Origin of the sequence: Nannocystis sp. RBIL2 (genome assembly GCF_026626745.1) — a bacterium.
GTDB lineage: Bacteria > Myxococcota_A > Polyangia > Nannocystales > Nannocystaceae > Nannocystis.
This window is the reverse complement of record NZ_JAPNJW010000001.1, coordinates 3,494,971-3,519,432: the sequence shown is the minus strand read 5'-3', so window position 1 is coordinate 3,519,432 and position 24,462 is coordinate 3,494,971. Positions and strand designations below refer to the sequence as shown.

At 72.7% G+C, this 24,462-nt stretch carries 19 protein-coding genes and 1 riboswitch; of the genes, 7 read left to right on the top strand and 12 right to left on the bottom strand.

The window, feature by feature from the left end; all coding sequences use genetic code 11:
- Positions 1-2: 2 nt before the first annotated feature.
- The 7 genes from mraY to OV090_RS13720 all read right to left on the bottom strand — a co-directional run bounded on the left by mraY (position 3) and on the right by OV090_RS13720 (position 10,900).
- Positions 3-1,151 carry a phospho-N-acetylmuramoyl-pentapeptide-transferase gene (mraY, locus tag OV090_RS13750; RefSeq protein ID WP_267704074.1) on the bottom strand — a complete coding sequence of 383 codons (1,149 nt, stop codon included), beginning with the start codon at positions 1,149-1,151 and terminating at the stop codon, positions 3-5.
- A 191-nt stretch (positions 1,152-1,342) separates the two neighbouring features.
- Positions 1,343-3,004 carry a PepSY-associated TM helix domain-containing protein gene (locus OV090_RS13745; protein ID WP_267704073.1) on the bottom strand — a complete coding sequence of 554 codons (1,662 nt, stop codon included), beginning with the start codon at positions 3,002-3,004 and terminating at the stop codon, positions 1,343-1,345.
- On the bottom strand, positions 3,001-4,293 hold the full coding sequence (locus OV090_RS13740) for a SidA/IucD/PvdA family monooxygenase (protein WP_267704072.1): 1,293 nt from the start codon (positions 4,291-4,293) through the stop codon (positions 3,001-3,003). The genes OV090_RS13745 and OV090_RS13740 overlap by 4 nt, the downstream gene beginning before the upstream one ends.
- Positions 4,283-6,049: an IucA/IucC family protein gene (locus OV090_RS13735; protein ID WP_267704071.1), complete on the bottom strand. Its 1,767-nt coding sequence runs from the start codon at positions 6,047-6,049 to the stop codon at positions 4,283-4,285. Before OV090_RS13735 ends, OV090_RS13740 begins: the two co-directional genes overlap by 11 nt.
- A 4-nt stretch (positions 6,050-6,053) precedes the next feature.
- The gene (locus tag OV090_RS13730; RefSeq protein ID WP_267704070.1) at positions 6,054-8,759 is read right to left on the bottom strand and encodes a GNAT family N-acetyltransferase; all 2,706 of its coding nucleotides are present in this window, start codon (positions 8,757-8,759) and stop codon (positions 6,054-6,056) included.
- Positions 8,760-8,762: 3 nt separating this feature from the next.
- The gene (locus OV090_RS13725; protein WP_267704069.1) at positions 8,763-9,614 is read right to left on the bottom strand and encodes a hypothetical protein; all 852 of its coding nucleotides are present in this window, start codon (positions 9,612-9,614) and stop codon (positions 8,763-8,765) included.
- A gap of 440 nt (positions 9,615-10,054) precedes the next feature.
- On the bottom strand, positions 10,055-10,900 hold the full coding sequence (locus OV090_RS13720) for a class I SAM-dependent methyltransferase (protein WP_267704068.1): 846 nt from the start codon (positions 10,898-10,900) through the stop codon (positions 10,055-10,057).
- Between the two features lie 872 nt (positions 10,901-11,772).
- Between OV090_RS13720 and OV090_RS13715 the strand changes: the two genes are divergently transcribed.
- Positions 11,773-12,957, top strand: coding sequence for a hypothetical protein (locus OV090_RS13715; RefSeq protein ID WP_267704067.1), 1,185 nt, complete (start codon positions 11,773-11,775; stop codon positions 12,955-12,957).
- 150 nt (positions 12,958-13,107) lie between these two features.
- Here the strand turns inward: OV090_RS13715 and OV090_RS13710 are convergent, their stop codons facing one another.
- The gene (locus tag OV090_RS13710) at positions 13,108-13,617 is read right to left on the bottom strand and encodes an HNH endonuclease (RefSeq protein WP_267704066.1); all 510 of its coding nucleotides are present in this window, start codon (positions 13,615-13,617) and stop codon (positions 13,108-13,110) included.
- Between the two features lie 378 nt (positions 13,618-13,995).
- Here OV090_RS13710 and murF point away from each other — a divergent pair, with 378 nt between their 5' ends.
- The 6 genes from murF to OV090_RS13680 all read left to right on the top strand — a co-directional run bounded on the left by murF (position 13,996) and on the right by OV090_RS13680 (position 20,363).
- Complete coding sequence (gene murF / locus OV090_RS13705) at positions 13,996-15,399, top strand: UDP-N-acetylmuramoyl-tripeptide--D-alanyl-D-alanine ligase (protein ID WP_267704065.1); 1,404 nt, start codon at positions 13,996-13,998, stop codon at positions 15,397-15,399.
- 9 nt (positions 15,400-15,408) lie between these two features.
- Positions 15,409-16,407, top strand: coding sequence for a hypothetical protein (locus tag OV090_RS13700; protein WP_267704064.1), 999 nt, complete (start codon positions 15,409-15,411; stop codon positions 16,405-16,407).
- Positions 16,408-17,646 carry an ergothioneine biosynthesis protein EgtB gene (gene egtB, locus OV090_RS13695; protein WP_267704063.1) on the top strand — a complete coding sequence of 413 codons (1,239 nt, stop codon included), beginning with the start codon at positions 16,408-16,410 and terminating at the stop codon, positions 17,644-17,646. It begins immediately after the preceding gene.
- Positions 17,643-18,608 (top strand): L-histidine N(alpha)-methyltransferase, encoded by a 966-nt coding sequence (egtD, locus tag OV090_RS13690; RefSeq protein ID WP_267704062.1) that lies wholly within the window; start codon positions 17,643-17,645, stop codon positions 18,606-18,608. The genes egtB and egtD overlap by 4 nt, the downstream gene beginning before the upstream one ends.
- Positions 18,609-18,815: 207 nt before the next feature.
- Positions 18,816-19,859, top strand: a complete 1,044-nt coding sequence (locus OV090_RS13685) for a hypothetical protein (RefSeq protein WP_267704061.1) — start codon at positions 18,816-18,818, stop codon at positions 19,857-19,859.
- An 87-nt stretch (positions 19,860-19,946) separates the two neighbouring features.
- Positions 19,947-20,010, top strand: a riboswitch (guanidine-III (ykkC-III) riboswitch).
- Between the two features lie 14 nt (positions 20,011-20,024).
- Positions 20,025-20,363 (top strand): multidrug efflux SMR transporter, encoded by a 339-nt coding sequence (locus tag OV090_RS13680; RefSeq protein ID WP_267704060.1) that lies wholly within the window; start codon positions 20,025-20,027, stop codon positions 20,361-20,363.
- A gap of 64 nt (positions 20,364-20,427) precedes the next feature.
- Here the strand turns inward: OV090_RS13680 and OV090_RS13675 are convergent, their stop codons facing one another.
- The 4 genes from OV090_RS13675 to lysA form a co-directional block, all read right to left on the bottom strand.
- On the bottom strand, positions 20,428-20,835 hold the full coding sequence (locus OV090_RS13675; protein WP_267704059.1) for a hypothetical protein: 408 nt from the start codon (positions 20,833-20,835) through the stop codon (positions 20,428-20,430).
- Between the two features lie 268 nt (positions 20,836-21,103).
- Positions 21,104-21,532 (bottom strand): hypothetical protein, encoded by a 429-nt coding sequence (locus tag OV090_RS13670; protein WP_267704058.1) that lies wholly within the window; start codon positions 21,530-21,532, stop codon positions 21,104-21,106.
- A 163-nt stretch (positions 21,533-21,695) separates the two neighbouring features.
- On the bottom strand, positions 21,696-22,373 hold the full coding sequence (locus tag OV090_RS13665) for a TetR/AcrR family transcriptional regulator (protein WP_267704057.1): 678 nt from the start codon (positions 22,371-22,373) through the stop codon (positions 21,696-21,698).
- Between the two features lie 187 nt (positions 22,374-22,560).
- Positions 22,561-23,814: a diaminopimelate decarboxylase gene (gene lysA / locus OV090_RS13660; RefSeq protein WP_276604630.1), complete on the bottom strand. Its 1,254-nt coding sequence runs from the start codon at positions 23,812-23,814 to the stop codon at positions 22,561-22,563.
- Positions 23,815-24,462 lie beyond the last annotated feature (648 nt).

Genomic DNA, 24,462 nt, shown 5'->3' with positions numbered 1-24,462 from the left:
CCTCAGCGCAGCTTGAGGGTGGCGAGGCCGATGAGGGCGAGCATGAAGCTGATGATCCAGAAGCGGACGACCACCTTGGGCTCGCTCCAGCCCTTGAGCTCGAAGTGGTGGTGGATCGGGGCCATCTTGAACACGCGCTTGCCGGTCAGCTTGAAGCTGACGACCTGCACGATCACGCTGACCGCCTCGAGCACGAAGATGCCGCCGACGACCACGAGGGTGAACTCGTTCTTCGAGGCGACGGCGAGGAAGCCGATGCCGGCGCCCAGCGGGAGGCTGCCGACGTCGCCCATGAACACGCTGGCGGGGAAGGTGTTGTACCAGAGGAAGCCGATGCCGGCCCCGCACATGGCGCCGCAGTAGATCGCCAGCTCGCCGACGCCGGGGATGTGCGGGATGTTGAGGTAGCGGGCGATGTCGAAGCCGGCGATCAAGGTGCCGGCCGCGTAGGTCAGCACGAGGAAGGTGGCGGCGCTCATGCACACCGGGCCGATGGCGAGGCCGTCGAGGCCGTCGGTCAGATTGACCGCGTTCGAGAAGCCGACCACGACGAGAGTGGCGAACACGAGGTACATCCACTCGGGGAGCACGAAGAAGTGCTCGTAGAAGTCGGTGAACGGCATCGCCAGGCGGAAGCGGATGGCCTCCGGCATCAGGCCGCTGAGCGGGCTGAAGAGGTACCAGACCGCGGCGCCGGCGATGAGGAACTGCAGCAGCAGCTTCATCTTGCCGGGCAGGCCGCCGGAGTTCTTCTTGCGGATCTTCAGGCCGTCGTCGATGAAGCCGATGACGCCGCACCCGGCCGTGACCGCGGTGGCGAGCAGGACGAAGCCGTTGCTCATGTCCGACCACAGGACGGTGGGGATGATGAGGCAGAAGAGGATCAGGCTGCCGCCCATCGTCGGCGTGCCGCGCTTGGAGAAGTGCGACTTGGGCCCGTCGTCGCGCACGACCTGCCCGAGCTGGATCTTCTGCAGGGTGCGGATGAACCACGGGTAGAGGATCAGCGACAGGACCAGGGCCGTCAGCGTGGCCAGCAAGATCCGCGTGGACGTGTAGCGCAGGACGTTCAGCCAGCTCAGCCAGCTCACGTCGTCGTGGAGCGCGAATAGGAGTTGGTACAGCACGTCGCGAGCCGGCTTGCCATGCATGGCCCTGGCGGCGCAACTATTCGCCGAACGCGCCTCTCAGCGGCGCACGGGCCGCGCAGACGCGCCGGGAATACGGGCGGGAGGGCCGCGCGTGCATGTCGGTGCATCGGGTCAGGTGAGCGCGAAGCGGCCGTCGCCGGGGTCCTCGGGCCGGTGCGTGCGACGACGGCGGGCGCGTGCACCTCGGGGACTCAGGCCGGTGCGACGGGGCGTCGCCGCAGGCCGACGAGCGCGACGGCGAGGACGACCAGCACCACCTCGACGGGGCCCGGGGCGACGCCGGCGACGAGCCAGCCGGCGAGCGGGACGGCGGCGAGCAGGACCACGAGGGCGCCGTGGAGCAGCGCGGGGGCGCGTGAGAAGGTTCGCGCGAGCAGCAACGCGAGCACGAGCACCGCCACGAACATCCGCAGGGCCAGGCTCTCGGCCCGCGCGAGCGCCGGGACGCGCGACAGCAGCAGCAGCGTGGCGATCGCCAGCGGCAGGCCGTAGCCGAGGCCGGCGAGCCAGCGCCGCAGTCGTTCGGCGGCGCGGGCCTCGCCGTCGCGTTCGCGCCGGCGCGCCAGCAGGACCCCGCCGAGCCACGACAGGGCCACGAGGCCGGCGCCGAGCAGGACGTAGGCGAGGTCGACCAGCCACGCCGGACCCCACTCGCCGTAGTGCAGCACGACCGAGGCCATGAAGGCCTGCAGGCCGGGGCCGGCGGCCGGGAGGGCGCGACAGTCTCGCAGCGCGCCGTCGGCCCCGCGGGTGAAGGAGCCGCGCTCGAGCAGACCGTCGCCCTCGAGATCGACGCGCACCGTGCCGCTGGCGAGGCCCGGGTGACGCACGCGCAGCTGGTGGACCTCGGCGTCGGCGAGGTGCGCGTCGACGACGGGGCAGCGGGCCGCGAGCGCGCGCTGCAGGTTCGGCCGCTCCACCGCGGTGTCGACCAGCGGCGGGCGATCGGTGGCGAGGACGTCGCGCATCAAGGCGACCCGGTCGCCGCCGTAGGCCCCGCCGCCGACGATCGGCACGACGACCAGGGTCAGGCCGAGCAAGGCGCCCGACCACGCCCACACCAGCGCGGCCGGCAAGGTGAAGAAGCCGACCCACTGGTGCATGCGCATGGCCAGCGGCTGGGCCGGGCGGCGCCGGCGGACCAGGTTGCGCAGCCAGTCGCGGCGCGTGGCCAGGCCGGTGCAGAGGATCAGGGCCAGCGCGACTCCGAGCAGGCCGAGCACCGCCTCGCCGATGAGGGGTTGGGTCAGGAGGTGGCGATGCAGGTCGCGGACGACCCACAGCGGGCCGCGGCCCTCGGCCACCTGGGCGCCGGTGATCGGGTCGAAGTCGACGCGGACCGGCTCGCGCGTGGGGCCGAAGTAGACGACCTCGATCCACGGGTGCTCGGGGCCGGCGGGGTGGATCGACAGCTCGCTGCGGACCAGGGCCGGCTGGGCCGCGAGCAGGCCGGCGAGCACCGCGTCGAGCGGCTGCGCGCCGACCGGGGGCACGTCGGTGGCCGCGACGTGCACGACTTGCCAGCGCGCGAGGGCGCGGTCGAGCACGGCGCCGACGCCCGAGCCGAAGATCAGCATGGCCGCGAGCGCCAGCGCGCCGCCGAGGCCGCGGTGGATGGCGAACAGGCGCCGCCGACCGGAGCCGGGCGCGGCGTGGCGGCGCCAGGTGACCAGGGCGAGGGCGAGCAAAGTCCAGATCGGGATGAAGGCGACGCTGGCGACCGTGGCGCGCTCGACCGGCAGGTCGGGCCAGGCGCGGGCGATGAGCCAGGTGAGCAGCCCCGCGGCCGCGCCGGCGAGCACGACCAGGCCGAACTGCGCGCGCGCGCCCGACTTGCGCGGGGCGTCGCTCATCGCGACCTCGCGTCCTCGCGCGGGCGGGCGCGCCAGCGCACCAGCTCGCGCTCCTGCTCGACGGCGAAGCGGCGCCGGCCGAGCACGTCGTTGAGGATCACCGCGGAGCGCCAGGCCATCAGGCTGAGCTGCGACTCGGCGATCCCGTGGGTGGTGCGGCCGCCGTTGACGATGTAGAGCCGGCCGTCGCCGGGTCGGCGGCGGCGCAGCTCGAAGTTGTTGTCGACCTGCAGGCCGCCGTGCTCGTCGCGCTCGAGCTCGGGCAGCAGCGACTCGATGCACGGCGGCAGGTGCTCGCGCAGGCCGGTGCACAGGATGACCGTGTCGGCCGGGACGGCCTCGTGCTCGCCGTCGAGGTTGTTGCGGGTGTGCAGCTCGAAGCCGGACCCGCGCGGGTTCAGCGACAGCAGCTCACGGCCCGGCAGCAGCTCGACGCGCGGGCCGGAGCGCAGGGCGCCGAGCTGGTAGACGCGGTCGTGCAGCTCGCGCAGGGTCGACAGCGAGATGCCGTCGCCGGCCAGCTTGTGGCGGGCCAGCAGCGACTGCCGGCGCGGCCGGTCGAGCTCGTGGAAGGCGGCGACGAAGCCGGGCGTGAACAGGTGGTTGGTGAACGGGCTCTCGTCGAGCGGCTCGAAGTTGAGGCGGCGCGACACCCAGCTCAGCTCGGCGACCTCGCCCCAGCTGCCGCGCAGCAGCTCGAGCACGACCTCGGCGCCGGTCTGGCCGCCGCCGACCACCGCGACCCGCGAGCCCTTCAGGTCGAGCGGCCGCGCGAGGATGTCGATCGCGTGGAAGCAGTTCGCCCCGAGGTGGGCCCGCGCGCACTCGGGCACGGCCGGGACCCGACCTGTCCCGAGGACCACGTGACGGGTGCGCGTGCGGCCGGTGTCGTGGCGCAGCTCGAAGCCGCCGGGCACCGGGGCGACGTCGCGGACCTCGACGCCGAAGCGCAGCGACGGCAGCCGGCTCGCCACCCAGCCGAGGTAGTCGGCGAACTCGACCCGCTCGACGGCCGAGCTCTCCTGGGCCAGGAACGCGTGGAAGCGGCCGTGCTGGACCAGGTAGTTGACGAACGAGTGCTGGCTGGTCGGGCTGACCGCGGTGACCAGGTCCTTCAAGAAAGAGGTTTGCATCCGCGAGCCGCGGAACATCAGGCCCGGGTGCCAGGCGAAGCGCTCGCGCTTCTCGAAGAAGCGGGTGCGCAGCTCGGGCAGCTCGTCGGCGAGCGCCGCGATGCTGAGGTTGAAGGGCCCGACGCCCACGCCTGCGAGATCGATCTCATCGTTCATCGTCCACCTCCCTCACCAACGGGTTGTGCAGCGGCGGTCCGAGCGCGGGCAGCGGGCGCGTGGCGCCGCCGCCGTGGCCGATCCGCAGACGCGCGCGGTTCAAGCAGATCCGCTCCATCTCCGGACGGAACAGGTCGAAGCGCGCCGTCGTCTCCCGCGGCACCGAGTCACAGTAATCGCGCAGCGCCCGGGACAAGAGCCGCAGGAACTCGCGCTCCGGCAGGCCGAAGCCGCGCTCGCACAGCGGCGCGACGAAGCGCAGCACGCTGACGAAGTAGCCGGTGTAGAGGTCGTGCACGATCTGGTTGGCGGGCAGGGCCTTGAGCCCGCGCAGCGCCGCCTCGTGATCGAAGCCGTCGTCGGCGACCCGGCGCACGTCGCCGTGGACGTCGCGCAGCAGGATCGCCGTCGGCAGGCCGCCGCGCAGCACCAGGCCGAGGTTCTGCCCGTGGGCGATCACGCCGATGCCGTGACGGCACAGCAGGTGATAGAGCGGCACCGCGGTGCGCTCGAACAGCGCGGTCAGCCAGCCGACGATCGAGGCGCCGCTCTGCTCGACCCACGTGCGCAGCAGCGGCTCGCCATGGAGGTCGGTCTGCTGCAGCGCCGCCGCGGCCACCTCGCGCTCCTCGGGGCCGAGCCGCGGGTTGGCGCTCTCGCGCCACAGGGCGCCCAGCTGCTCGCGCAGGCGATAGGGCGCGCCGCCGAGGGCCTCGAATTCGGGCTGCGGCACGTGCACGCCGCCGAGGTCGCCGAGCACGTGGACGCCGTGCAGGCGCGGGTCGCCCTGGACGCGTCGGCGCAGCGCGGCGCCGATGCCGACGCCCTGCTCGACGTGCTCGCCGGGCAGGCCGCGCCAGCACGAGGTGTTGAGGATCGTCAGCGCCAGCTTGACGTCGGCCCGCTCGGGGCGCGAGGCGTCGGCGAGGGTGCGGATCGACAGGCGCGGGGCGTAGGCGTCGCCGAAGCTGCCGAGCGAGACGACAGAGCCGCGGGTGAGGGCGCCGACGTACTGCGCGGCGAGGTGGTGCTGCCACTGCCACGGGTGCACCGGCACCAGCACGCCGCTGTCTGCGAGGCCGGGGGCGCGCGCGTGCAGCTGCTCGAGCAGGCGCGCGCGGGCGTCGGCGTCGCAGCTCTCGTCGACGAGCTGCAGCCGACCCGGCCCGGCGATCCCGCTGCAGCGGGCCAGCTCGGGAGCGACGACCAGCCAGTGCAGGTGGACGCGGGCGGCCGACTCCGGGGCGTGCGCGGCCAGATCGGCCACGCCCCAGCCGACGCGGCCGCGGTGCGCGATCAACTTGGGGTGGCCGTCGAGGTGCTGCTCGAGCGCGGCGCCCGAGAGCGAGGCGAGCTCCGGGGCGCGCATCGTCGAAAGGCGCGCGCACTGGTTCGTCTCGGCCAGCAGGCTGTTGTGAAGCTCCTCGAGGAACTCGGCCAGGGCGTCGGCGCCGACCCCGAGCGCGGCGCGGGCGTCGAGGACCAACTGCACCGGTGACTCGGCGGCTTCTTCGGGGCCGTCGCCGACGCGGCGAGTGATGCCCGCGGCGTCGACGTGCAGCCCGCCCCAGGCGCTCGGCCGCGCGGTGAATTGATAAAATGTCCCTTCGGACAGGTCGATCGCCCAGCGATCGCCGCCGAGGGCCCGCGGGTGCAGCAGGCCCTCGAAGCTGAGCTCGCCGATCGCCTGCGCCAGCCGCCGGCGGCCGGCCAGGCGGGCGTGCTCGCGCCACTCGGATGTCTCGCCGGGGTTCACGACACTAGTCCTCGAAGCTGGCGAAGAAGCGCTCGCGGGTGAGCACCATCAGCACTGCGGTCTTGTGCGGGAAGCGGACCTCGCCCCACTCCTCCCACGGGGTGGTGTTGGCCCAGCTGCGCACGCGGGCCTGATCGACGCGCGGCTCGCCGACCAGCCGCTGCGTCCGCGGGTCGTCGAGGAACAGGTAGTGCGCCATCGACAGGAACCACTGCCGGCCCCAGCCGCGGTGCCGCACCTCGGCGTCGCCGATCGCCATGTGGAAGCCGCGGTCGAAGTCGTCGGCCGCGTAGTGCGGGCCGAGCCGATCTTCCTTGGCCCAGTAGATCTCGTAGTAGGCGACCGGGCGCTCGTCGAAGTAGCCGATCGCGGGGATCGTGTGCGGGTCGGCCTGGCGCTGCTCGATGTAGTCGACCAGCTGCGCGCGCGGCCAGGCCTGCTCCCAGAATTGGGCGACGACCGGGTCGTTCATCCACTCGCAGAACAGGTCGAGGTCGCGCGCCATGTCGAAGCGACGCAGGCTGAAGGTGCGATCGATCGCCGCGCAGTGGCGGCGATAGAGGAGTGACTCGCCGTCGCCCGTGCGCAGCGGGTGGACGATCGCGCCGGTCTGCACGAGCGGCGTGGCCTCCGGCAGCCGCTCGCCGCGGTGGTGCCACAGCGGCCGCTGATAAAAGGCCTCGCGTGCGATGACCTCGCGGCTGTCCTCGTGGACATGTGCGAGGTGACGCAGGCCGAGGCGGCCGGTGAACAGGCGATCGCTCAGCAGGTCGCGCGCGCGCGGATCGAACTGTTGCCACTGCACGGTCGCGTGGCCGTCGGCGAGCGTGAGCGTGAAGGCGTGCGCGTCGATCTGCCCGCGGAACTGCGAAGGCGTGACCTGCGAGAAGTCGACCTGCGCGTCCCCGCCGGCGAAGTCGGCGGCGCGGCCGGAGGTCGGGGCGGGCAGGTCCGCGGGCGCGCGGTGTAGCGGGCTCGGGATGGCGCGGTAGATCGTCAGCGGGTCGGCGAGCGAGACCTCGTCGACGCCGCTGGCGAAGCAGCGCACGTTGGCCTTGGTCCACAGCTCGGGCGACTGCAGCAGGTAGTCGATCGCGCGCGGGTCGGCGGGCTCCTGCGCGCGCAGGCCCTGCAGGCAGGCGCGCAGGTGCTCGAGCAGCAGGCCCTGGTCGAGGCCGGGGATCATCGCCAGCGAGGCGACGGTGTTGAACACGCCGTTGATGACGACCGAGTAGGCCCACACCCGCTCGGCCAGCGGCGAGCGGAACACCGCCCGCTCGAGGCCCGGGACGCGCTCGCCGTGGCGGCGCAGGGCCAGATCGGTGTAGGCGGTGCCCTGGGCGTCGCGGAACCACGCGCGCGTCGGCGTGAGGCCGTCGTCGGCGAGGCCGATCACGAGGTTCTGCTGGTGCGCGCTGAGCAGCAGGCCGAGCTCGGCCTGGGCGGCGACGATCGGCGCGAACACGACGGCGAGGAAGCGCTCGAACCACTTCTCTGCGAGGGCGATCGGACGCACGCCGAGCTGCGCGGCGGCCCGCTCGAGGCGCAGGGCGAGCCGGCTGCGGCCGCTGCGAGGGTCGTCCTGCAGCAGGGTGGCCAGCATCTCGGCCGGCTGGTCGGCGCGGAACGGGTTGTCGCGCAGGGCGAAGAAGCTGACCGAAGGGCCAGGTTGATCGTCGTCCCCGCGCAGGCCGAACCACGCCGGCTCGCGCAGGATGTGGAAGTCGGGGTGGCGCGGCAGCGGGGCGTCGGTGTCGCCGAGGATGCGCCCGAGCAGCAGGCCGCGGTCGAGCTCCGCCAGCGACAGGGTGCGGCGCGAGTTGGTGAGGCGGACCGGCAGCGACTGCTTGAGCATGAACGGCGCGCCGTCGGCGTGGAGGGTGCGCAGCGACGAGGTCACCGCCCACGCGCGGCCGAGCGGGCCGAGCGGGACGAGGTCGCCGCGGCGCCGGCCGCCGTCGAGAACAGGATCGTCGAGCAGGGCGCGGTGCTGCAGCGGGTGCAGCGGCAGGATCACGAACTCGGGGCCGACGGTCGCGGCCTGGGCGGCCCACGCGGGGTCGCTGGCGATCAGGCGGGCCAGCAGGGCGTGCGGATCGTCGCCGCCGTGCAGCAGCCGCTCGCGGCGGACCGCCCACACGCACAGCGGCGTGCGCCCGCGCAGCTCGGGCACCAGGGCCTCGTCGCCGTCGCCGAGGCCCTCGCGCAGGCGCGGGGCCGGGTGGACCGAGTGGCCGAGGAGCAGGCCCTGCTCGGCCTCGATGAAGCCGAGCGGCCCGGTGAACAGGGCGTCGAGGTCGGCGGCGCGGGCCGCGAGGGTGGCCTCGAGGTTGGCCGCGCTGGCGCGCACGCGGGCGACGAAGCGATCGAGACCTGGCCCGGAGGACAGGCCGAGGGCGGCGGCGACGCCTGGCTCTTCGACCAGGCGCGCGATCAGCCGCGCGAGCGGCAGCGGCTCGCTGGCGCCGCCGGCGTCCCGCCAGCGGGCCTGGCCAGCGGCGACCCGACCGACGCCGGCGGGCCGGGCCAGCGGGACCTCGATCGCGCCGCCCTGCGCGGGCATGTCGAGGCGCAGCCACTCGCGCCCGGGGGCGCGCTCGCTCGTCCAGCCGTCGAGCTCGCGCAGGAGGGCGCTGAGCAGGGCCCGGCTGGCGGGCTCGAACGCCGCGTCGTCGCGCTCACCCAGTCGTGTCTCGTCGCGCGTGGTCATGGCTCACTCCGGGATCACGCACGCGCCGACGTGGGCCTGCTCGGGCGCGGTGGCGCCGATCGACTCGCAGGTGGCGCCCATGCTCTTGGCGGTGCAGGTGTTCTCGCCGCTCTCGGTGTCGCAGTAGTCGGTGCAGCAGTACGAGTCGGGCGGGCAGCCGACCACCCGCTGCGCGCAGTGCAGGCCGGGGGCGCAGCTGATCGCGGTCTCGCAGTCCTCGCCGATCGCGTGGCCGTCGACGCCCTGCGGGAAGCACACGAAGCCCTCGGGCTCACGGAAGATGCAGGCCTCGTCGGCGGTGCAGCCGACGGCGAGCAGGGGGTCGCAGACCGGGGCGCACACCGGCAGCGCGCCGATGCTGACGCAGCGCTGATCGTTGCCGCACACGTCGCCGACGCACAGCGGGTAGCACAGGCCCTCCCACGGCGCGCCGGTGGTGTCGAACGAGCCGATGCACCACGACGTCTCGTCGCAGTCGTCGGTGCCGGCGATCACGCCGTCGTGATGACAGCTGTCGCCGGCCGCGTTGTCGCCCTGGACCGGCAAGCACACGAACTCCCAGTCGGCGGCGCCGCGCCGCAGCACGCACTTGAAGTCGTCGGGGCAGTCCTGCAGGTCGGCCTGACACTGAGCCTCGCCGGGATCGGAGGTGCCGCCGGTGGTCGGGCCGGTGCTCGCGTCGCTGCTCGACCCGGTGCTCGCGTCGGTGCCGGTGCCGGCGCCGGTGCCGGTGGTCGGACCCGTGGCGTCGGCCGCGGTCGCGGTCGCTCCAGTCGCGGTCTCGTCCGCCGGGTTGGTGGTGCCGCACGCGAGCAGGCACGCCGCGCTCAGCAGGACACCGAAGGGTCGTCGCAAGGTCGTTCGCATAGGCCGGAAAGTACTTTCAGGAGATAATGATTTTCAAAATTAATCGTGACGCGCTCGGGAGAGAATTCTCAGGGGTATTTGCGCCACAGAGGTAGGATTTTGATAATCAGAATCGTGACACTGCCGTGAACTCGTTCGCGTCGACGGCCTCGACGTCGCAAGGCGCGATCGCGCAGGGCGCATGGCTCACGGCTGGGAATGACATGTCTCGAGAGGCATGTCGCCGGAAGACCCCGCGAAGGGCCTCGCGCCGCCGGTGGCGGAGTCGTGGGGTCGGAGAGGCGGGCGATTCATACATGTCCTTCAGGCCATGTCGTGTGGGGCCGCCGGCACATCGGAGGACCGGGGGGACGCCGACGGGCGCCACCTCGAAGTGGCGCGCCGCTGCGTGGAATCGGGACGAGCGCCCGTGCGAGCGGCCCGTGGCCTCAGGCGGACGCCGGCGGGCGCAGCTCGAAGCGGTGCAGGGCGTGCGAGCGGAGCACCGCCGGCTTGCGCGCGCGCAGGTACGAGAACGCGAGGCGGTGCTTGAGCGGGACGCGGCTGCGCAGCTCGGGCGGGAGGTCGAGCATGGTCATCGAGTCGAGGCAGCGGTGGCGGCCCCAGGCCTCGATGGTGCGCGGGTCGTCGCAGCCCCACACGAACGGCGCGCGGTAGGTCTGCATCATCGGCCGGGCCTGGCTGGCGATCGCGCTGCGCGTGACGGTATCGAGCACGAACTGGCTGCCGGGGTAGGCGGCCGCGATCGCGTTGAGGCCGCGACGGACTGTCTCTTCGGTCAGGTAGACGAGGACGGCCTCGGCGATGAACAGGAACGGTCCGTCGCCGGCCGACCCGAGCTGCGCCAGCCAGTCGTCGTCGCCGAACGCGCCGACGACCATGCGCCGCCGCGCGGTGTCGGTGAAGAACCGCCGCCGCAGCGCCAGCGAGTCGGGCAGGTCGACGTCGAACCACCGCAGGGCGCCGTTGTCGACCCGCTCGAACCGGGTGTTGAGCCCGGTGCCGATCTCGACGACCGTGCCGCCCGGGTGCATGCGCAAGAACTCCTGGACCCACCGGTCGATCATGACGGTCCGCAGACATGCCCGAAAGGCCAGGTCACGCTGCGACGCGAACCGCCGCTCGAAGTCGTAGTCCAGCTGCGCGACGATCTCCTGCGCCCGCGGGTCGCGGAGGATCGGCCGCCTCCGCGAGGTCTCGATCGCCCGGCACCACAGCGGGATCATGAGCGTCTCGCTGACGTCGCCGAGAGCCACCGCTTGTTTGTTCGTCATGAGGCGGAGTTAATAGTGAAAATGATTTTCACTGTCAAAAATGAGCCAGCGCACGTCGGCGGGGCCGCTTTCGGGTGATCGAGCGAGTCCGCTCGTCCGACTCGCACCCGACTTCGCTGCTTCGCGAGAGGTTCGCGGCGCGGTCGCGACAGTCATGCGAACGTCGTGTCGGTGGACGCCGATCGCGCGACGCGGAAGCACGGCCGACGGACGTGGAACTCGTGAGCGATGCGCACGCGGACGTCGCTCGTGCGCGAGTGCGAGGTCTGGAGGTCGGCGGCTCGAGGGGCGCGGCGGAGATCCAGCGGCGCGTCGACTCGCGGCGCGCGCGGACGTCGCTCGTGCGCGAGTGCGAGGTCGCGGAGGTGACGGCGACTCGTGGCGCAGGCGGGACGGCGCTCGCGCGAGTCGAGGTCCGCGGCGCCGTCGATGCGAGGCCCGGCGGACGTGGCTCGTGGGCGCGTGCGAGGTCGAGAATCGGACATCGAAGTGAAGCGAACGCCGCTCGGCGAGCCGCTGACGCGGAGCTCCAGCGCGCGAGCGAAGCGCCGGTCGGCACGGCGCGACCCCGACCGGCGAGCCGCGAGCGGGCGAGCGGAGAGAGCGAGCGCCTGCGTCGATGGATATGTCCTTTCAGACATTTTAGTTTCGAGACAGAGAGTCGCGCGCTCGCGGTCTCGGCGGCGCGCCGCATTCGCAAACCCCGGGCGAGCTCGTCGCGCGCATCGGCGAGCGCCGGAGCGCGCGGGCCCGGCGGCCGCGCGTGCGGTGCGAACACCTGCGCTCGCGGCCGACATGCGCCCGCCTGGACAAGCCGGGCGGGCGCCGCGACACTGGGCGACCGACGTCTCGAACGAGGTGAATGCTTGCCGATGACTTACGCCACCCGCGCCGCGCTCCTGTCCCTTCTCGTCGCTCCGCTCGGCTTCACTGCCTGCACCCCGAGCGACCCGGTCTCGACCGATACGGCGGGGTCCGACGCGTCGACTGCGACGACGCTGACCGCCGGGACAACCGACACCACGAGCGACGGCGAGACGACCACCGCGACCGACACCACGCTCGGTACCAGCGACGCGAGCACGACGACGACCACCGGGCCGACCACCGAGGCGCTGCCGACGACTGACGCGACGACGTCGACGACGACGACGACGACCGACGCGACGACGACGACGACGACCGACACGACGACCACCGAGACGACCGGCGGCAACGTCCTGTGGGACACGCCGAACCTCTGGTACTCGGTGGAGAACCACCTCATCTACATCCAGATCGATCCCGCCGACGGCTCGGTCGTCACGCTCGTCCACAACGAGCTGGTCGCCGACGAGCCGCTGATCCACGGCCAGAACGGCCTGACGATGCTCGAGGACGGCTCGCTGATCGGCTCGCGCGAGTCGGCCGAGGGGACCCAGATCTTCCACATCCCCGAGCCGCCGACCACCGAGAACACGCCGGCCCAGGCGACGCTGCTGGGGACCGTGCCCAACGACGGCCAGGACCAGCCGATCCGCATCGAGGCGCTCTACACCGACTGCGACGGCCGGGTCTACCTCATGGACACCGGCGAGGACGTGGGCAACAACGAGGGCAACCGCCTGCTCCGCTTCACCGGCGCGTACCTGCAGGGCGACCTGGCGTTCGAGGTCATCACCGACCTCGGCAACGCGTCGGTGGCCGACATCGACGACATGTCGCCGGGCATCGTCGACGGCGAGGTCAGCGACAGCCTCGGCTTCGCCATGGACTCGAGCAACTTGTGGCAGATCGACTACACGACCGGCACCGGCATGCAGCTGGCCGACACCGACGGGACGTGGGGGATCCACGCGCTCGGCGGGCCGCTGTTCGACGACCTGCAGCCGCGCCTCTACATCCTCAGCTCCGGCGAGGGCGACGCCGGCGCCGAGCTGATGGAGGTCGACCTCGGCGATTTCTCCAACACGCGGCCGCTGGTCACCGGCCCCGACCTCGACCTCAATAGCGGCTACAACGGCTGGAGCGGCCTCGCCGGCCCGCTCACCGAGTGCATGACGACGATCCCGGGTTGAGCTGTCCTGCGGGACAGCTGGCGCGGCGCCGAGGTGTCCCGGAAGACAGCTCGGAAATCTCCGCGAGGCGCGGCGGTTCCTGCGCCGCGGGCCCGACGGCGGGCTCGGCCGCGGCGGAGACGTGTCCCCGAGGACAGGTCGCGGGCGGCCTCAGGCGGCGCCCAGCCAGGCCCGCCAGGCCTCGGGGACGTCGTGGGTCGGGAGGCGCTGGGCCAGAGTCATCGGGGTCCACTTGGGCCGGGCCGGGCGGGTGCGCAGCGGCAAGCCGGCCTGCTCGGGAGTGCGCCCGCCCTTGCGCCGGTTGCAGGCGCCGCAGGCGGTGACGACGTTGGTCCAGGTGGTCTTGCCGCCGTCGACGCGCGGGACCACGTGGTCGAGCGTGAGCTCGTGGTCGCTGTATTGGACGCCGCAATACTGACAGCGGTGATTGTCGCGCAGGTACACGTTCTTGCGCGAGAACCGGACCACCTGCGGGCCCGGCCGCGCGGCGTGCAGCAGGCGGACGACCGAGGGCGTGGGGTAGCTGTGGCTGATGGTCCTGACCTCGCGCTCGTAGCTGGCGATGACCTCGACCTTGTCGAGGAAGCTCAGGCACAGGGCACGCCGCCACGAGATGACCTTGATCGGCAGAAAGCCGGGATCGAGGACCAGCGTATGCATGGGGTTGCCCATCCACGAGGCTAGCATGACCCGGCGTCGACGCGGCCACGGCCCCGTGACGGCTGCGACGCAGGCGCGCGTCCACGCGCGGCAGCGGGGCGAGCGAGGGCGAGCGAGGGCCGCAGCGACCGGCGCGGAACGGCGAGCTGCGCTACCACAAGGCCGAAGGGACATGTCCATAAAGACATATGATGGGACAAATGCCGGACCGGCGGCCGCCGCGACCGCGCGGACCGGGCGGGGGACGTTCGCCCCGTCACGGGCCGACGACCCCCGATGACCCGCGCCCTCGCCTCGCCGCAGGGCCGCTGCGCAGCCGCCGCGGCGGGCCCAGCCGAAGAGTGGCGCGCCGACGCGTCGGGGTGCTAACGGTCAGGCGTGCACTTCACCCCCGAGACCCTGGCCGCGACCACCGGCGGACGCCTGCTCCGCGCGGGTTCGCGGGAGATCCGCGGCGCCTTCGTCGACAGCCGCGACCCCGTGCCCGGCGGCCTGTTCGTGCCGATCGTCGCCGCCCGCGACGGTCACGCGTTCATCCCCGACGCGATCCGGGCCGGCGCCGCGGCGGTCCTGCAGGCCCCGGGGCACCCGCTGCCCGACGAGCCGACGGTCACCGTGATCGAGGTCGCCGACACCTTCGCGGCCCTGACGGTCCTCGGCCGCGCCGCCCGCGAGCGCTGCAGCGGCCCGGTGGTGGCGATCTCCGGCAGCAACGGCAAGACGACCACGCGCGCGCTGATCGAGGCGGTCCTGCGCAGCCGCCACGGCCGCGTCCTGGCCACCCGCGGCAACCTCAACAACCACCTCGGCGTGCCGCTGTCGCTGCTGAACGGGCCCGATCATCCGGAGGCGATCGTGCTCGAGCTGGGGATGAGCGCGCCCGGCGAGAACGAGCGCCTGGCCGCGGTGGTGCGCCCCGACGTCGCGGTGATCACCAGCGTCGCGCTCGAGCACCTCGAGTTCATGGGCAGCCTCGAGGCGATCGCCGCCGCCGAGGCCGAGCCGCTGCGCCACGTGCGGGCGGACGGAGTCGCGGTGGTCCCCGACGACGAGCCGCTGCTGCCGCCGCACTTCCCGCCTGGCCTTTCGATCCTGCGCTTCGGGGAAGGTCCGGACGCGGCGGTGCGCATCCTCGGGGTCGAGCTCGACGAGCGGACCCACGCGACCTTGCAGCTGCAATTACCCCGCGGCGGCAGCGAGGAGATCCGCCTGAGCCTGCGGGTGTTCGGGGCCCACAACGCCCGCAACGCGGCGGCCGCCCTGGCGGTCGGGCTGCACCTGGGCTGTCCGGTCGGGCCGATGATCGAGGCGCTCGAGGGGGTCCAGCCGGTCGGCGATCGCGGCCGGGTGCTCCGCTTCGACGACCACCACCTGCTCATCGCCGACAACTACAACGCCAACCCCGGCTCGGTCACCGCGGCGCTGCACAGCCTGGCCGCGCTGCGCCCGTCACGGCCGGGTCCGCTGGCCGCGGTGATCGGCGACATGCTCGAGCTGGGCGAGCGCGGCCCGGAGCTGCACGCGGAGGTCGGCCGGCTGGCGGCCGCGCTGAAGCTCGACGCCCTGTTCACCTTCGGCACCCAGTCGCAGGCCGCCGCCGACGCGGCCAAGGCCGGCGGGATCGCATCGTGGCACGCCGGACTTTGCGTCTCCGACCTCGTCGCGGCCGTCCGCGCCGCCTTCGCCGAGCGGCCAGGCGCCCTCCTGGTCAAGGGCAGCCGCGGCATGCGATTGGAGCGGGTCGTCGAGGCCCTGCTGCAGGCGCCGCCCAAGGCCGTGTAGAATGTGGCCATGCTCGTCGCGCTCGCCGTCGTGTCGCTCGCCCTCGCCCCGCCCGCCGGTCTGCGCAGCTACGACGGGCCCGAGGCGGTGCTCGTGGATGGCGCTTCGGACATGTTCGATGGGACCTTGCCCGAAGGTCAGGTCACGCTGATCCACCACTCGGTCGCGGGGACCGAGGTGGCCGCCGGGGCAGCCACGGCCGAGGCGCCGGCCCCCGCGCCGGCCGTCGACGACATGCCGCGCTACTACCCGGCGCCGCTGACCGACGCGCAGTGGCAGCGGCTGGGCGGGCGGCGGGTGCTGGTGATCCTCGGCACCGCGGGGCGCGAGTGCGTGACCTTCTCCCGCGCCGACAAGTCGGCGGTCTACTACGTGCACCCGAAGAACGGCGCGCAGCAGGCCCCGCTGGGGGCCGTCACCGCGGTGCACGAGAACTCGTGGGAGTGCGTCGAGGGCCGCGAGTCGACCCCGTCGGAGTGGGCCCGCGTCGGCGCCGGCGTCGGCATCGGCTTCTCGGCGGTCGGCATGTTGATGGGCGTGCTGTACGACGCCGGCCGCGCCGGCAAGCCCGACCCGAGCGATCACAACATCAAGCACTTCATGTACGCCGGCCTCGGCCTGACGACGACGCTGCTCGGCACGCCGATCGTCGCCATCGGCGGCGCGAGCACCAGCCGGGACCTGCGCGTGCGCGGCAAGATCTGGGCGCGCGGCCTCGGCTACGCCCTCTACGCCGGCGCGGCGGTGTTCAGCATGCTGTGGCTGATCGGCCAGTACGGCGACAAGGAGCCGCTGCGCTTCGTCGGCGTCACCAGCCTGGCGGGCGGCCTCGGGCTGGCCGGCTCGGCGTTCATGGCCGTCGACGCCCTGTCGTCGCGCGCCGAGCTCAAGACGCTCGAGCGGCAGGACACCGGCCAGGGGCGCAAGACGGCCCGCCGCGGTCAGCTGCACTTGGGAGCAGGTCCTTCGGGACAGGGCTTCGGGGTCGCCCTCGGCGGGAGGTTCTGAGTGCGCGGCGACTACGCCCGCGTGCGCGCGGCCACGGAGGCGCTGGTCGCCGGGCTGCCCGCCGAGGACCTCGTGGTCCAGAGCATGCCCGACGCGAGCCCGGCCAAGTGGCACCTCGCGCACACGACGTGGTTCTTCGAGACCTTCGTGCTCGGCCCGGCGCGCGCCGACTACCGGCCGTTTCACCCCGAGTTCGAGGTCCTCTTCAACTCCTATTACGAGGCCGTCGGCCCGCAGTTCAGCCGGCCGCGCCGCGGGCTGCTGTCGCGGCCGACCGGCGCCGAGGTGCTGCAGTACCGGGCCCACGTCGACGCGGCGATGCTAGGGCTGCTGGCGCAGGACGGCCCGCCGTGGCTGGCCGAGCGGGTCCGCCTCGGGCTCGAGCACGAGCAGCAGCACCAGGAGCTGGTCCTGATGGACCTGCTGCACCTGTACGCCCAGAACCCGCTGCGCCCGGCGCTGCGGGCGGACGCGGCGCCGCCGTCGTCACACCCGGCTGCGCCGCTGCGCTGGTGCCCGGGGCCGGCCGGGGTCGGCGAGGTCGGCCACGCCGGCGACGGCTTCCACTTCGACAACGAGGGCCCGCGCCACAGGGCGCTGCGGCGGCCCTACGTTTTTGCGTCGCGCTGCGTGACGAACGCGGAATATGCGGAGTTCGTGGCCGACGGCGGCTACCGCCGCAGCGCGCTGTGGCTGTCCGACGGCTGGGCGCAGGTCCAGGCCGAGAGCTGGACGGCGCCGCTGTATTGGTACATGTCCGAAGGGACATGGTGGCAGATGACCCTCGGCGGCCCGCGCCCGCTCGACCCGCACGCGCCGGTGGTCCACGTGTCGCACTACGAGGCCGACGCGTTCGCCCGCTGGGCCGGGGCCCGCTTGCCGACCGAATTCGAGTGGGAGGCGCTGGCCGAGCGCGCTCCGGTCAGCGGCAACTTCGTCGAGTCGGGCCGCCTCCACCCGACCGCAGCGGACCCGCCGCCGCGGGCCGAAAACCTGCCCGCGCAGCTGTTCGGCGACGTGTGGGAGTGGACGGCCAGCGCGTACCTGCCGTACCCGGGCTATCGCCCGCCGGAGGGCGCGCTCGGCGAATACAACGGGAAGTTCATGTCGAACCAAATGGTGCTCCGCGGCGGTTCGTGCGCTTCCCCGCGGGATCATTTGCGTGCCAGCTACCGCAATTTCTTTCCGCCCCGGGCACGGTGGCCGTTCACGGGGATCCGTCTCACCAAGGATGCATGATGCGACCGCTCCCACGCACGCTCGATGAGGCGACGCAGGCGCCGGCCGACGGGTTCCTCGCCGATGTGATCGAGGGCCTGTCGCGCCCGGCCAAGCGCCTGCCGTCCAAGTACTTCTACGACGCCCGCGGCTCGCGCCTGTTCGAGGCGATCTGCGAGACCCCGGAGTACTACCTGACCCGCGCGGAGATCGAGATCCTCGGCGACCACGCGATGGAGATGGCCGCCGCCGTCGGCCCGCGCCGCATCATCGTCGAGTACGGCAGCGGCGAGAGCATCAAGACCCGCCTGCTGCTCGACCACCTCGACGCCACCGCCTACGTGCCGGTCGACGTGTCGCGCGAGCCGCTGCTGGCCGCCAGCGCGGCGATCCAGACCGAGTACCCCAAGCTCAAGGTGCTGCCGCTGCACGCCGACTTCACGCGCCCGTTCAGCCTGCCGGTCGGCGCGCTCGGCCGCAGCCTGGTGTACTTCCCCGGCTCGACCATCGGCAACTTCGAGCCGGCCGAGGCCACCGCGCTGCTGCGGAACATCGCCCGCGCGCCCGGCTGCGAGGGCGCGCTCGTCGGCATCGACCTCGTCAAGTCGAAGCGCGTGCTCGAGGCCGCCTACAACGACGGCGACCTGGTGACCGCGGCGTTCAACCTCAACCTGCTCCACCGCATCAACAGCGAGCTCGGCGGCGAGTTCCAGCCCGGCCGCTTCTCCCACCGCGCCGTCTACGACGAGGCGGCGGGCCGCATCGAGATGTACCTGGTCAGCAAGATCGACCAGGTCGTCGGCGTCGGCGGCCGCAGCTTCAGCTTCCGCGCCCGCGAGGCGATCTTGACCGAGCTGTCGCACAAGTACACGCTGGATGGCTTTTCGGGCATGTCCTCCAGCGCAGGTCTGACCCTGACCCAGGCGTGGACCGACGACGCCGCCCGCTTCGCGGTGGTCCACCTGGTCCGCCGCGCGGCCTGAGGCCTGCGAGCCTCGCGGACCCGCGGACCGCGGACCCGCGACGCTCGCTCGGGGCTCCCACCAGCCGGCACGGCGTTCCTCCGCGACGCCCCCGGGCAGGTCCGCAACCTGTGAATCGGCGCCGACCCGAGAACTGCAAGTCGAGGCTCGCAAACGCGACGCAGCGTTCGTCTTGAGCGCGTCGCAGCGCGGTCGTACCGTCGCGGCATGCTCCGCGCCGCGGCCCTCGTCACGCTCGCCTCGCTCGCGCTGTCCGCCTGCTCCGACGACGGCAGCGGCCGCGCCTCGGCCACCGCCGCGATCGTCTCGAGCGTGGGCACGCTGCCGCTGACCACCGACGACGCGACGTCCTCGGGGACGCCGACGTCGACCGGCGAGACCACCGGCACGACCGCAGGCGCCACCGGCGACGACGGCAGCAGCGCGCCCGACCCGACCGGCGCCGGCGGGCCGAAGTTCGACATCGGCGAGACGCCCGACGCCGGGCCGCCGCCGGAGCCGAAGGCGTGCCTCAAGGTCGACCTGCTGTTCGTGGTCGACAACTCGGCGAGCATGAAGGACGAGCAGGACAACCTGGTGGCGAGCTTCCCGGGCTTCGTACAGGAGATCCAGCAACAGCTGGTAGACGCGGAGAGCCTGCACATCGGGGTGGTGTCGACCGACAAGTACGAGGGCAACGAGAACCCGTGCGACGGCGTGCTCGGCGGGCTCATCACCCAGACCGACGGCAGCAACTCGAGCAACCAATATTGCGGCCCGTACGTCAGCGGCAAGCGCTACATGACGGAGCAGGACGACCTGGCGACCCGCTTCGCCTGCGCGGCCCAGGTCGGCACGACGGGCGACAGCAACGAGAAGCCGCTGCAGGCGGCCCTGCGCGCGCTCGGGCCCGACCTGGCCCAGCCGGGCCAGTGCAACGAGGGCTTCGTCCGCGAGGACGCGCTGCTGGTCCTCGTCGTCATCACCGACGAGGAGGAGGACGGCTCGTCCGGCGACCCGCCCGACTGGTTCAATGAGCTGGTGGCGCTCAAGGGCGGGATCGAGACCAACATCGTCACCCTCGCGCTGATCGGCCCCGAGAACCCCGAGTGCGAGAGCGCGGCCGAGATCGCCCACCGCATCATCGACTTCGCCGAGATGTTCACCTACGGCAGCATCGGCCAGATCTGCGCCGCCTCGTTCCAGCCGTTCTTCCACGACGCGATCGCGGTGATCGACCAGGCCTGCGAGAACTTCGTGCCGCCGGGCTGAGGCGCCCTCGCCGCGCCTGTACGGAAGGACAGGTCGGTTGGCTCACGCGGGCCGGCCGGGCCCGGCGCGCGCGAGCGGCTAAAGTGAAGCTAGCTCGCGCTGCGGGCCCGGACGAGGTGCGCCGTACCCGGTGAGGACAAGACGACGCGGAAGGAGCGCGTCATCATGTCCACCGCGTGGATGTATCTCTTCGTCGCCGGCCTGCTCGAGGTCGGCTGGGCCCTCGGCCTCAAATGGAGCGATGGCTTCGACGTCCGCAACAAGCCGGTCGCCACCATCCTCACCGTCGTCGCCCTGATCGCCAGCTTCGCCCTGCTGGCCCAGGCCAGCAAGTCGCTGCCGATCGGCACCGCCTACGCGGTGTGGACGGGCATCGGCGCCGCCGGCGCGGCCGTCGGCGGGATGCTGCTGCTCGGCGAGCCGGTCGCGCCGCTGCGGGTGCTGTTCCTGACGATGCTGGTGGTCGCCATCGTCGGCCTCAAGTTCAGCGCCGGCGACGCTTGAGGGACATGCCCGTCGGGGCATGTCCCTTAAAACATGGCAAAAAGGGCATGCCCCTCGGGGCAGGTCACTCGGGGGTGCCGCAGCTGGCCCAGCGGTACAGCTGGTCCTCCTCGTCCTCGCTCAGGGCGGGCAGGCCGGCCGGCGGCATGGCGCCCTCGTAGACCTCGTGCATCGCCGTCGCGGCGTGGGTCTTGGCGGTGGCGTAGGTGTCGAAGTCGACGCCGACGGGAGCGTTCACGCGAGACGCCCCGGTGAGCGTCGAGGCGTGACAGGTGGTGCACTTGTTCCACACGGTCGACATCTCCGAGAACTTCGGGACCGTCGCGGTGGCGCAGTCGATCTCGGGGCCGTCGCCGGCGTCGTCGCTCTCCTCGCCGCCGCCGCAGGCCACCGCCGCCAGCGGCGCGAGGGCGAGGGCGAACAGCCGGGTACGAAGGTCGGTGAAGAGGGTGCGTACACGCGAATGAGTCATGAGAGTCTCGATCGCGCGGACGATAGCCAGCGCCGGCGACAAGGCGCAAGAATCCGTTCCGCGCACGCCAGCCGCGATCGCCGGTGCGCAGTGGTCCGCGCTCGCGGCCGCCTCGGCGAGGCGCAGGGGCGCGCCCGTGCCCGAAGATGGGTCGTGGTGCGCTCCGATTCGGGCCGACGGGGCCGCGCTCGTCGAGGGCAGGCTGACGGGGCGGCAGCTCGCGTGCTTCGCCGCCTGCGCGCACCTGTCTGGCGCGGGTCTCGGCGCGTCAGCGAGCGGGCGCGGGCGCGGGCGCGCGGGCGAGGTAGCCGACGAAGGTCAGCCAGGCGCCGACGGCAGCGAGCGCGGCGAACCCGGCCTGCGCGGCAGGCACCATCGTCATCGACGCCGTCACGCCGCGCGCCATGACGTCGGGGATCGCCAGCAGGGCGAGGCCGCGAAGCGCCAGGAACCAGCCGAACAGCGAGATCGCGATCGCCGGCCGGCTCGACCAGTACGGATGATGGGCGATGATCATCAGCCCGGAGACCAGCAGCAGCGCGCCGAATTGCCAGACGACGATCGGCAGGGCGAAGAAGTCGAGGTCGCCCATCGCCGGCAAGCGAACTGCGATGATGAGCGGGACGATGAGGACGAACGGACCGATGACGCGAGCGAACGCGCGGGTCCGGGCCCTCGACTCTGGCGTGGCAGGCATGGCGCTGCTCCTCGGTCGTGACCGCGGGGGTCGTTGATTCGTAGACTGTTAGTCTAAGAATAACCGACGCGAAGTGGGTGTCAAGGCGATGTGTGTCGGGCAGCCCGCGCGATGACGCGCGCGGCCGCTTCGGGTCGCGGCGCGCTGGCCTCGAGGGCGCCGCTCAGGTCGCGGCGGAGCGACGCCGGAGGGCGCGGGCCGCCGGCCAGATCGAGCCGGGTGCTGCGCCGAGCAGGCGCTCGATCGCGTCGGCGGTCGCCTCGGCCATTCGGGCGATGTCGGGCTCGCCATGCGGGTCGGCGACCACTGCCTCGGCGATGGCGCGGCCGAGGTCGTGGCGGAGACAGAGGAGCATCCGGGCCGTCTGCTCGGGGTCGGGGGCCGTGAAGGCGCCCTCGTCGACGCCCTGGCGGATGATCTGCGCGAGCAACGGGGTGACGCGCCCGAGGCCGTGGACGAGCAGTCGGTGGCGGAGCAGCGCGTTCTCGTCGGCGTACCACGAGCGGGCGACGTCGACGACGATGCGTCCCTCGTCGTGTTTCCAGTCGTCGACGGCGGCGAAGTGGCGCTCCAGCTTGTCGCGACCGGACAGCCCGCGGTCCTCGACGAGCGCGCGCAGGTCGGCCTCGACCGCCGCGGTCCGGCGCTCCACCAGCGCCAGGAGGACGTCCGGCTTGGACTCGAAGTAGTGGTAGAAGGCGCCCTTCGACATCCCGAGCGCGTCGAGCAGGTCCTGCAGCGACATGGCGTCGTAGCCCTTCCTCGCCACCAGGCGCTCGGCGGCGTCGAGGATCGCCGCCCGCTTGGCGTCGTGCAGCCGGGGGTCGATGGGCCGCGTCACGCCGGCCCTCGTAGCACGCGAGCGACGGCCGCGCTCACCCCGGGCGAGCGGCATGTCCCGAGAGACAGGCGACTTCGCGTCTTCGACTCGCATGTCCCGAGGGACAGGAGCTCCTCGTCTCCGAAGACATGTCCCGAGAGACAGCCTTGGCGCCGGTCGGCGAACGACATGTCCCGAGAGACAGGCGTCAGCGCGCCAGCCAGGCCGGGAGCTGCTCCTCGGCGATGAGCGCGTCGACGGTCTTGCGCGGTCGCGTGACCGCGAACTGGCCGCCGTGCACCATGACCTCGGCGGCCAGCGGGCGGGTGTTGTAGGTCGAGGCCATGGTCATGCCATAGGCGCCGGCGCTGAGGATCGCCAGCAGCTCGCCGGGTTCGGCTGGGGCGACGAGGCGGTCCTGGGCCAGGAAGTCGCCGCATTCACACACCGGCCCGACGATGTCCGCGCGGATCGTCGGGCGCTCGCCGGCGGCCGCCTCGACGGGGACGATCGGGTGGTACGCGCCGTAGAGGGCCGGGCGCAGCAGGTCGTTCATCGCCGCGTCGACGATCACGAACTCGCGCTCGCCGCTGCGCTTGCGCCCGATCACCCGCGTGAGCAGCACCCCGGCGCTGCCGACCAGGTAGCGACCTGGCTCCAAGACCAGCTCGAGGCCGAGGGGCGCGACCGCGGCGGTGAGGGCGGCGCCGAGGCGTTCGACGTCGAGCTCGCGGTCGCCGGGGGCGTAGGTGATGCCCATGCCGCCGCCGAGGTCGAGCTGGCGCAGCGGCGCCCCGTCCGCCTGCAGCGCGCGCACGAGGCCGCACAGGCGCTCGAAGCTGGCCAGGAACGGCGACGCCTCGAGGATCTGCGAGCCGATGTGACAGGCCAGACCCACCAGGCGCAGCTCCGGCAGCGCGCGGGCGCGGGCGGCCACGGCCGCGGCGTCGCCCATGGCGATCCCGAACTTGCTCTCGCGCAGGCCGGTGGCCAGGTACGGGTGGGTGTCGGGGTCGATGTCGGGGTTGAGCCGCAGGGCCACGGAGGCCACGCGGCCGAGGGCGCGGGCGCGGGCCGCCACGCGGTCGAGCTCCGCCACCGACTCGATGTTGATCGACCGCACCCCGGCGGCGATCGCCGCGTCCAGCTCCTCGTCCAGCTTGCCGACCCCGGAGAACACGACCCTGTCGGCCGGGACGCCGGCCACCAGCGCTCGCCGCAGCTCGCCGCCGGACACGATGTCGGCCCCGGCGCCGAGCTGCGCCAGGTGAGCGAGCACCGCCTGGCTGCTGTTGGCCTTGACCGCGTAGGCGACCAGCGTCGGGTGCGAGCGGCACGCGCTGGCCAGGGCATGAAAGCGAGCGGCGATTTCGCCGGCGCCGTACACGTACGTCGGCGTCCCCACGGCCGCGGCGATCTCGGCGAGCGCCACGTCCTCGACCGCGAGCCGGCCGGAGTGCATGCGCAGGCCCCAGCGGGCCGGAGCGGCGAACACCGGCGCGTGATCGGGGCCGGTCTGGACCACTTCGGAGCTCACCACGCGGACCTCATCGCCGAGGCTCTTGCCACGCGGGGCGGCGCACTGTCAAACCCGCCCGCGCGCTGGATCCGCGGCCACCGTTCGCCGGGTCCGCCGCGAGAGGGGGCGAGGGGCGTCACAACTCTTTGCCAGCGCACACAAGCTTGCTAAGGTTGGACCGTCACCCTCAGGCCACCGGCAAAAGGAGGTAGCTGATGAACCAAGCAGATCGTTGTGTGTGGAGTACTTGCGCTGCGCCTCGACTGTCCTGCTCTTCAGGAGGTGCGCACTAGCCTTTGCCGGGGTCTGAGGCTCGTTTCGCCGAGCCGCCCTTCCCGTGTGCGCTCTGCGGGGCGCACACGCAGTGACACCCCCGGCCGCGCGACCGCGGCCGTAAAGTCACGCCCTTCACCGGTTCGCTCCCCGCGAACCGACCCGCGACGGCGCCGCCGCGCCGCCGTACGTCACCCACCGGTCAGCCCGGCGACTGACCCACGCCACGTCCGTGGCACCCGGCCCACCACGGCCGGAAACCCCTGACGGGGCTCACCGCCCCGCAACACAGAACCGGCATCGCGCCCGAGGGGACCC

Bases quoted from the DNA above. Each gene is read 5' to 3' on its own strand.
- mraY (WP_267704074.1), bottom strand. From the start codon at position 1,151: ATGCATGGCAAGCCGGCTCGCGACGTGCTGTACCAACTCCTATTCGCG.
- OV090_RS13680 (WP_267704060.1), top strand. From the start codon at position 20,025: ATGTCCACCGCGTGGATGTATCTCTTCGTCGCCGGCCTGCTCGAGGTC.
- lysA (WP_276604630.1), bottom strand. From the start codon at position 23,814: ATGCACTCCGGCCGGCTCGCGGTCGAGGACGTGGCGCTCGCCGAGATC.
- OV090_RS13745 (WP_267704073.1), bottom strand. From the start codon at position 3,004: ATGAGCGACGCCCCGCGCAAGTCGGGCGCGCGCGCGCAGTTCGGCCTG.
- OV090_RS13740 (WP_267704072.1), bottom strand. From the start codon at position 4,293: ATGAACGATGAGATCGATCTCGCAGGCGTGGGCGTCGGGCCCTTCAAC.
- egtD (WP_267704062.1), top strand. From the start codon at position 17,643: ATGATGCGACCGCTCCCACGCACGCTCGATGAGGCGACGCAGGCGCCG.
- OV090_RS13685 (WP_267704061.1), top strand. From the start codon at position 18,816: ATGCTCCGCGCCGCGGCCCTCGTCACGCTCGCCTCGCTCGCGCTGTCC.
- OV090_RS13670 (WP_267704058.1), bottom strand. From the start codon at position 21,532: ATGCCTGCCACGCCAGAGTCGAGGGCCCGGACCCGCGCGTTCGCTCGC.
- OV090_RS13730 (WP_267704070.1), bottom strand. From the start codon at position 8,759: ATGACCACGCGCGACGAGACACGACTGGGTGAGCGCGACGACGCGGCG.
- OV090_RS13675 (WP_267704059.1), bottom strand. From the start codon at position 20,835: ATGACTCATTCGCGTGTACGCACCCTCTTCACCGACCTTCGTACCCGG.
- OV090_RS13720 (WP_267704068.1), bottom strand. From the start codon at position 10,900: ATGACGAACAAACAAGCGGTGGCTCTCGGCGACGTCAGCGAGACGCTC.
- OV090_RS13715 (WP_267704067.1), top strand. From the start codon at position 11,773: ATGACTTACGCCACCCGCGCCGCGCTCCTGTCCCTTCTCGTCGCTCCG.
- OV090_RS13710 (WP_267704066.1), bottom strand. From the start codon at position 13,617: ATGCATACGCTGGTCCTCGATCCCGGCTTTCTGCCGATCAAGGTCATC.
- OV090_RS13700 (WP_267704064.1), top strand. From the start codon at position 15,409: ATGCTCGTCGCGCTCGCCGTCGTGTCGCTCGCCCTCGCCCCGCCCGCC.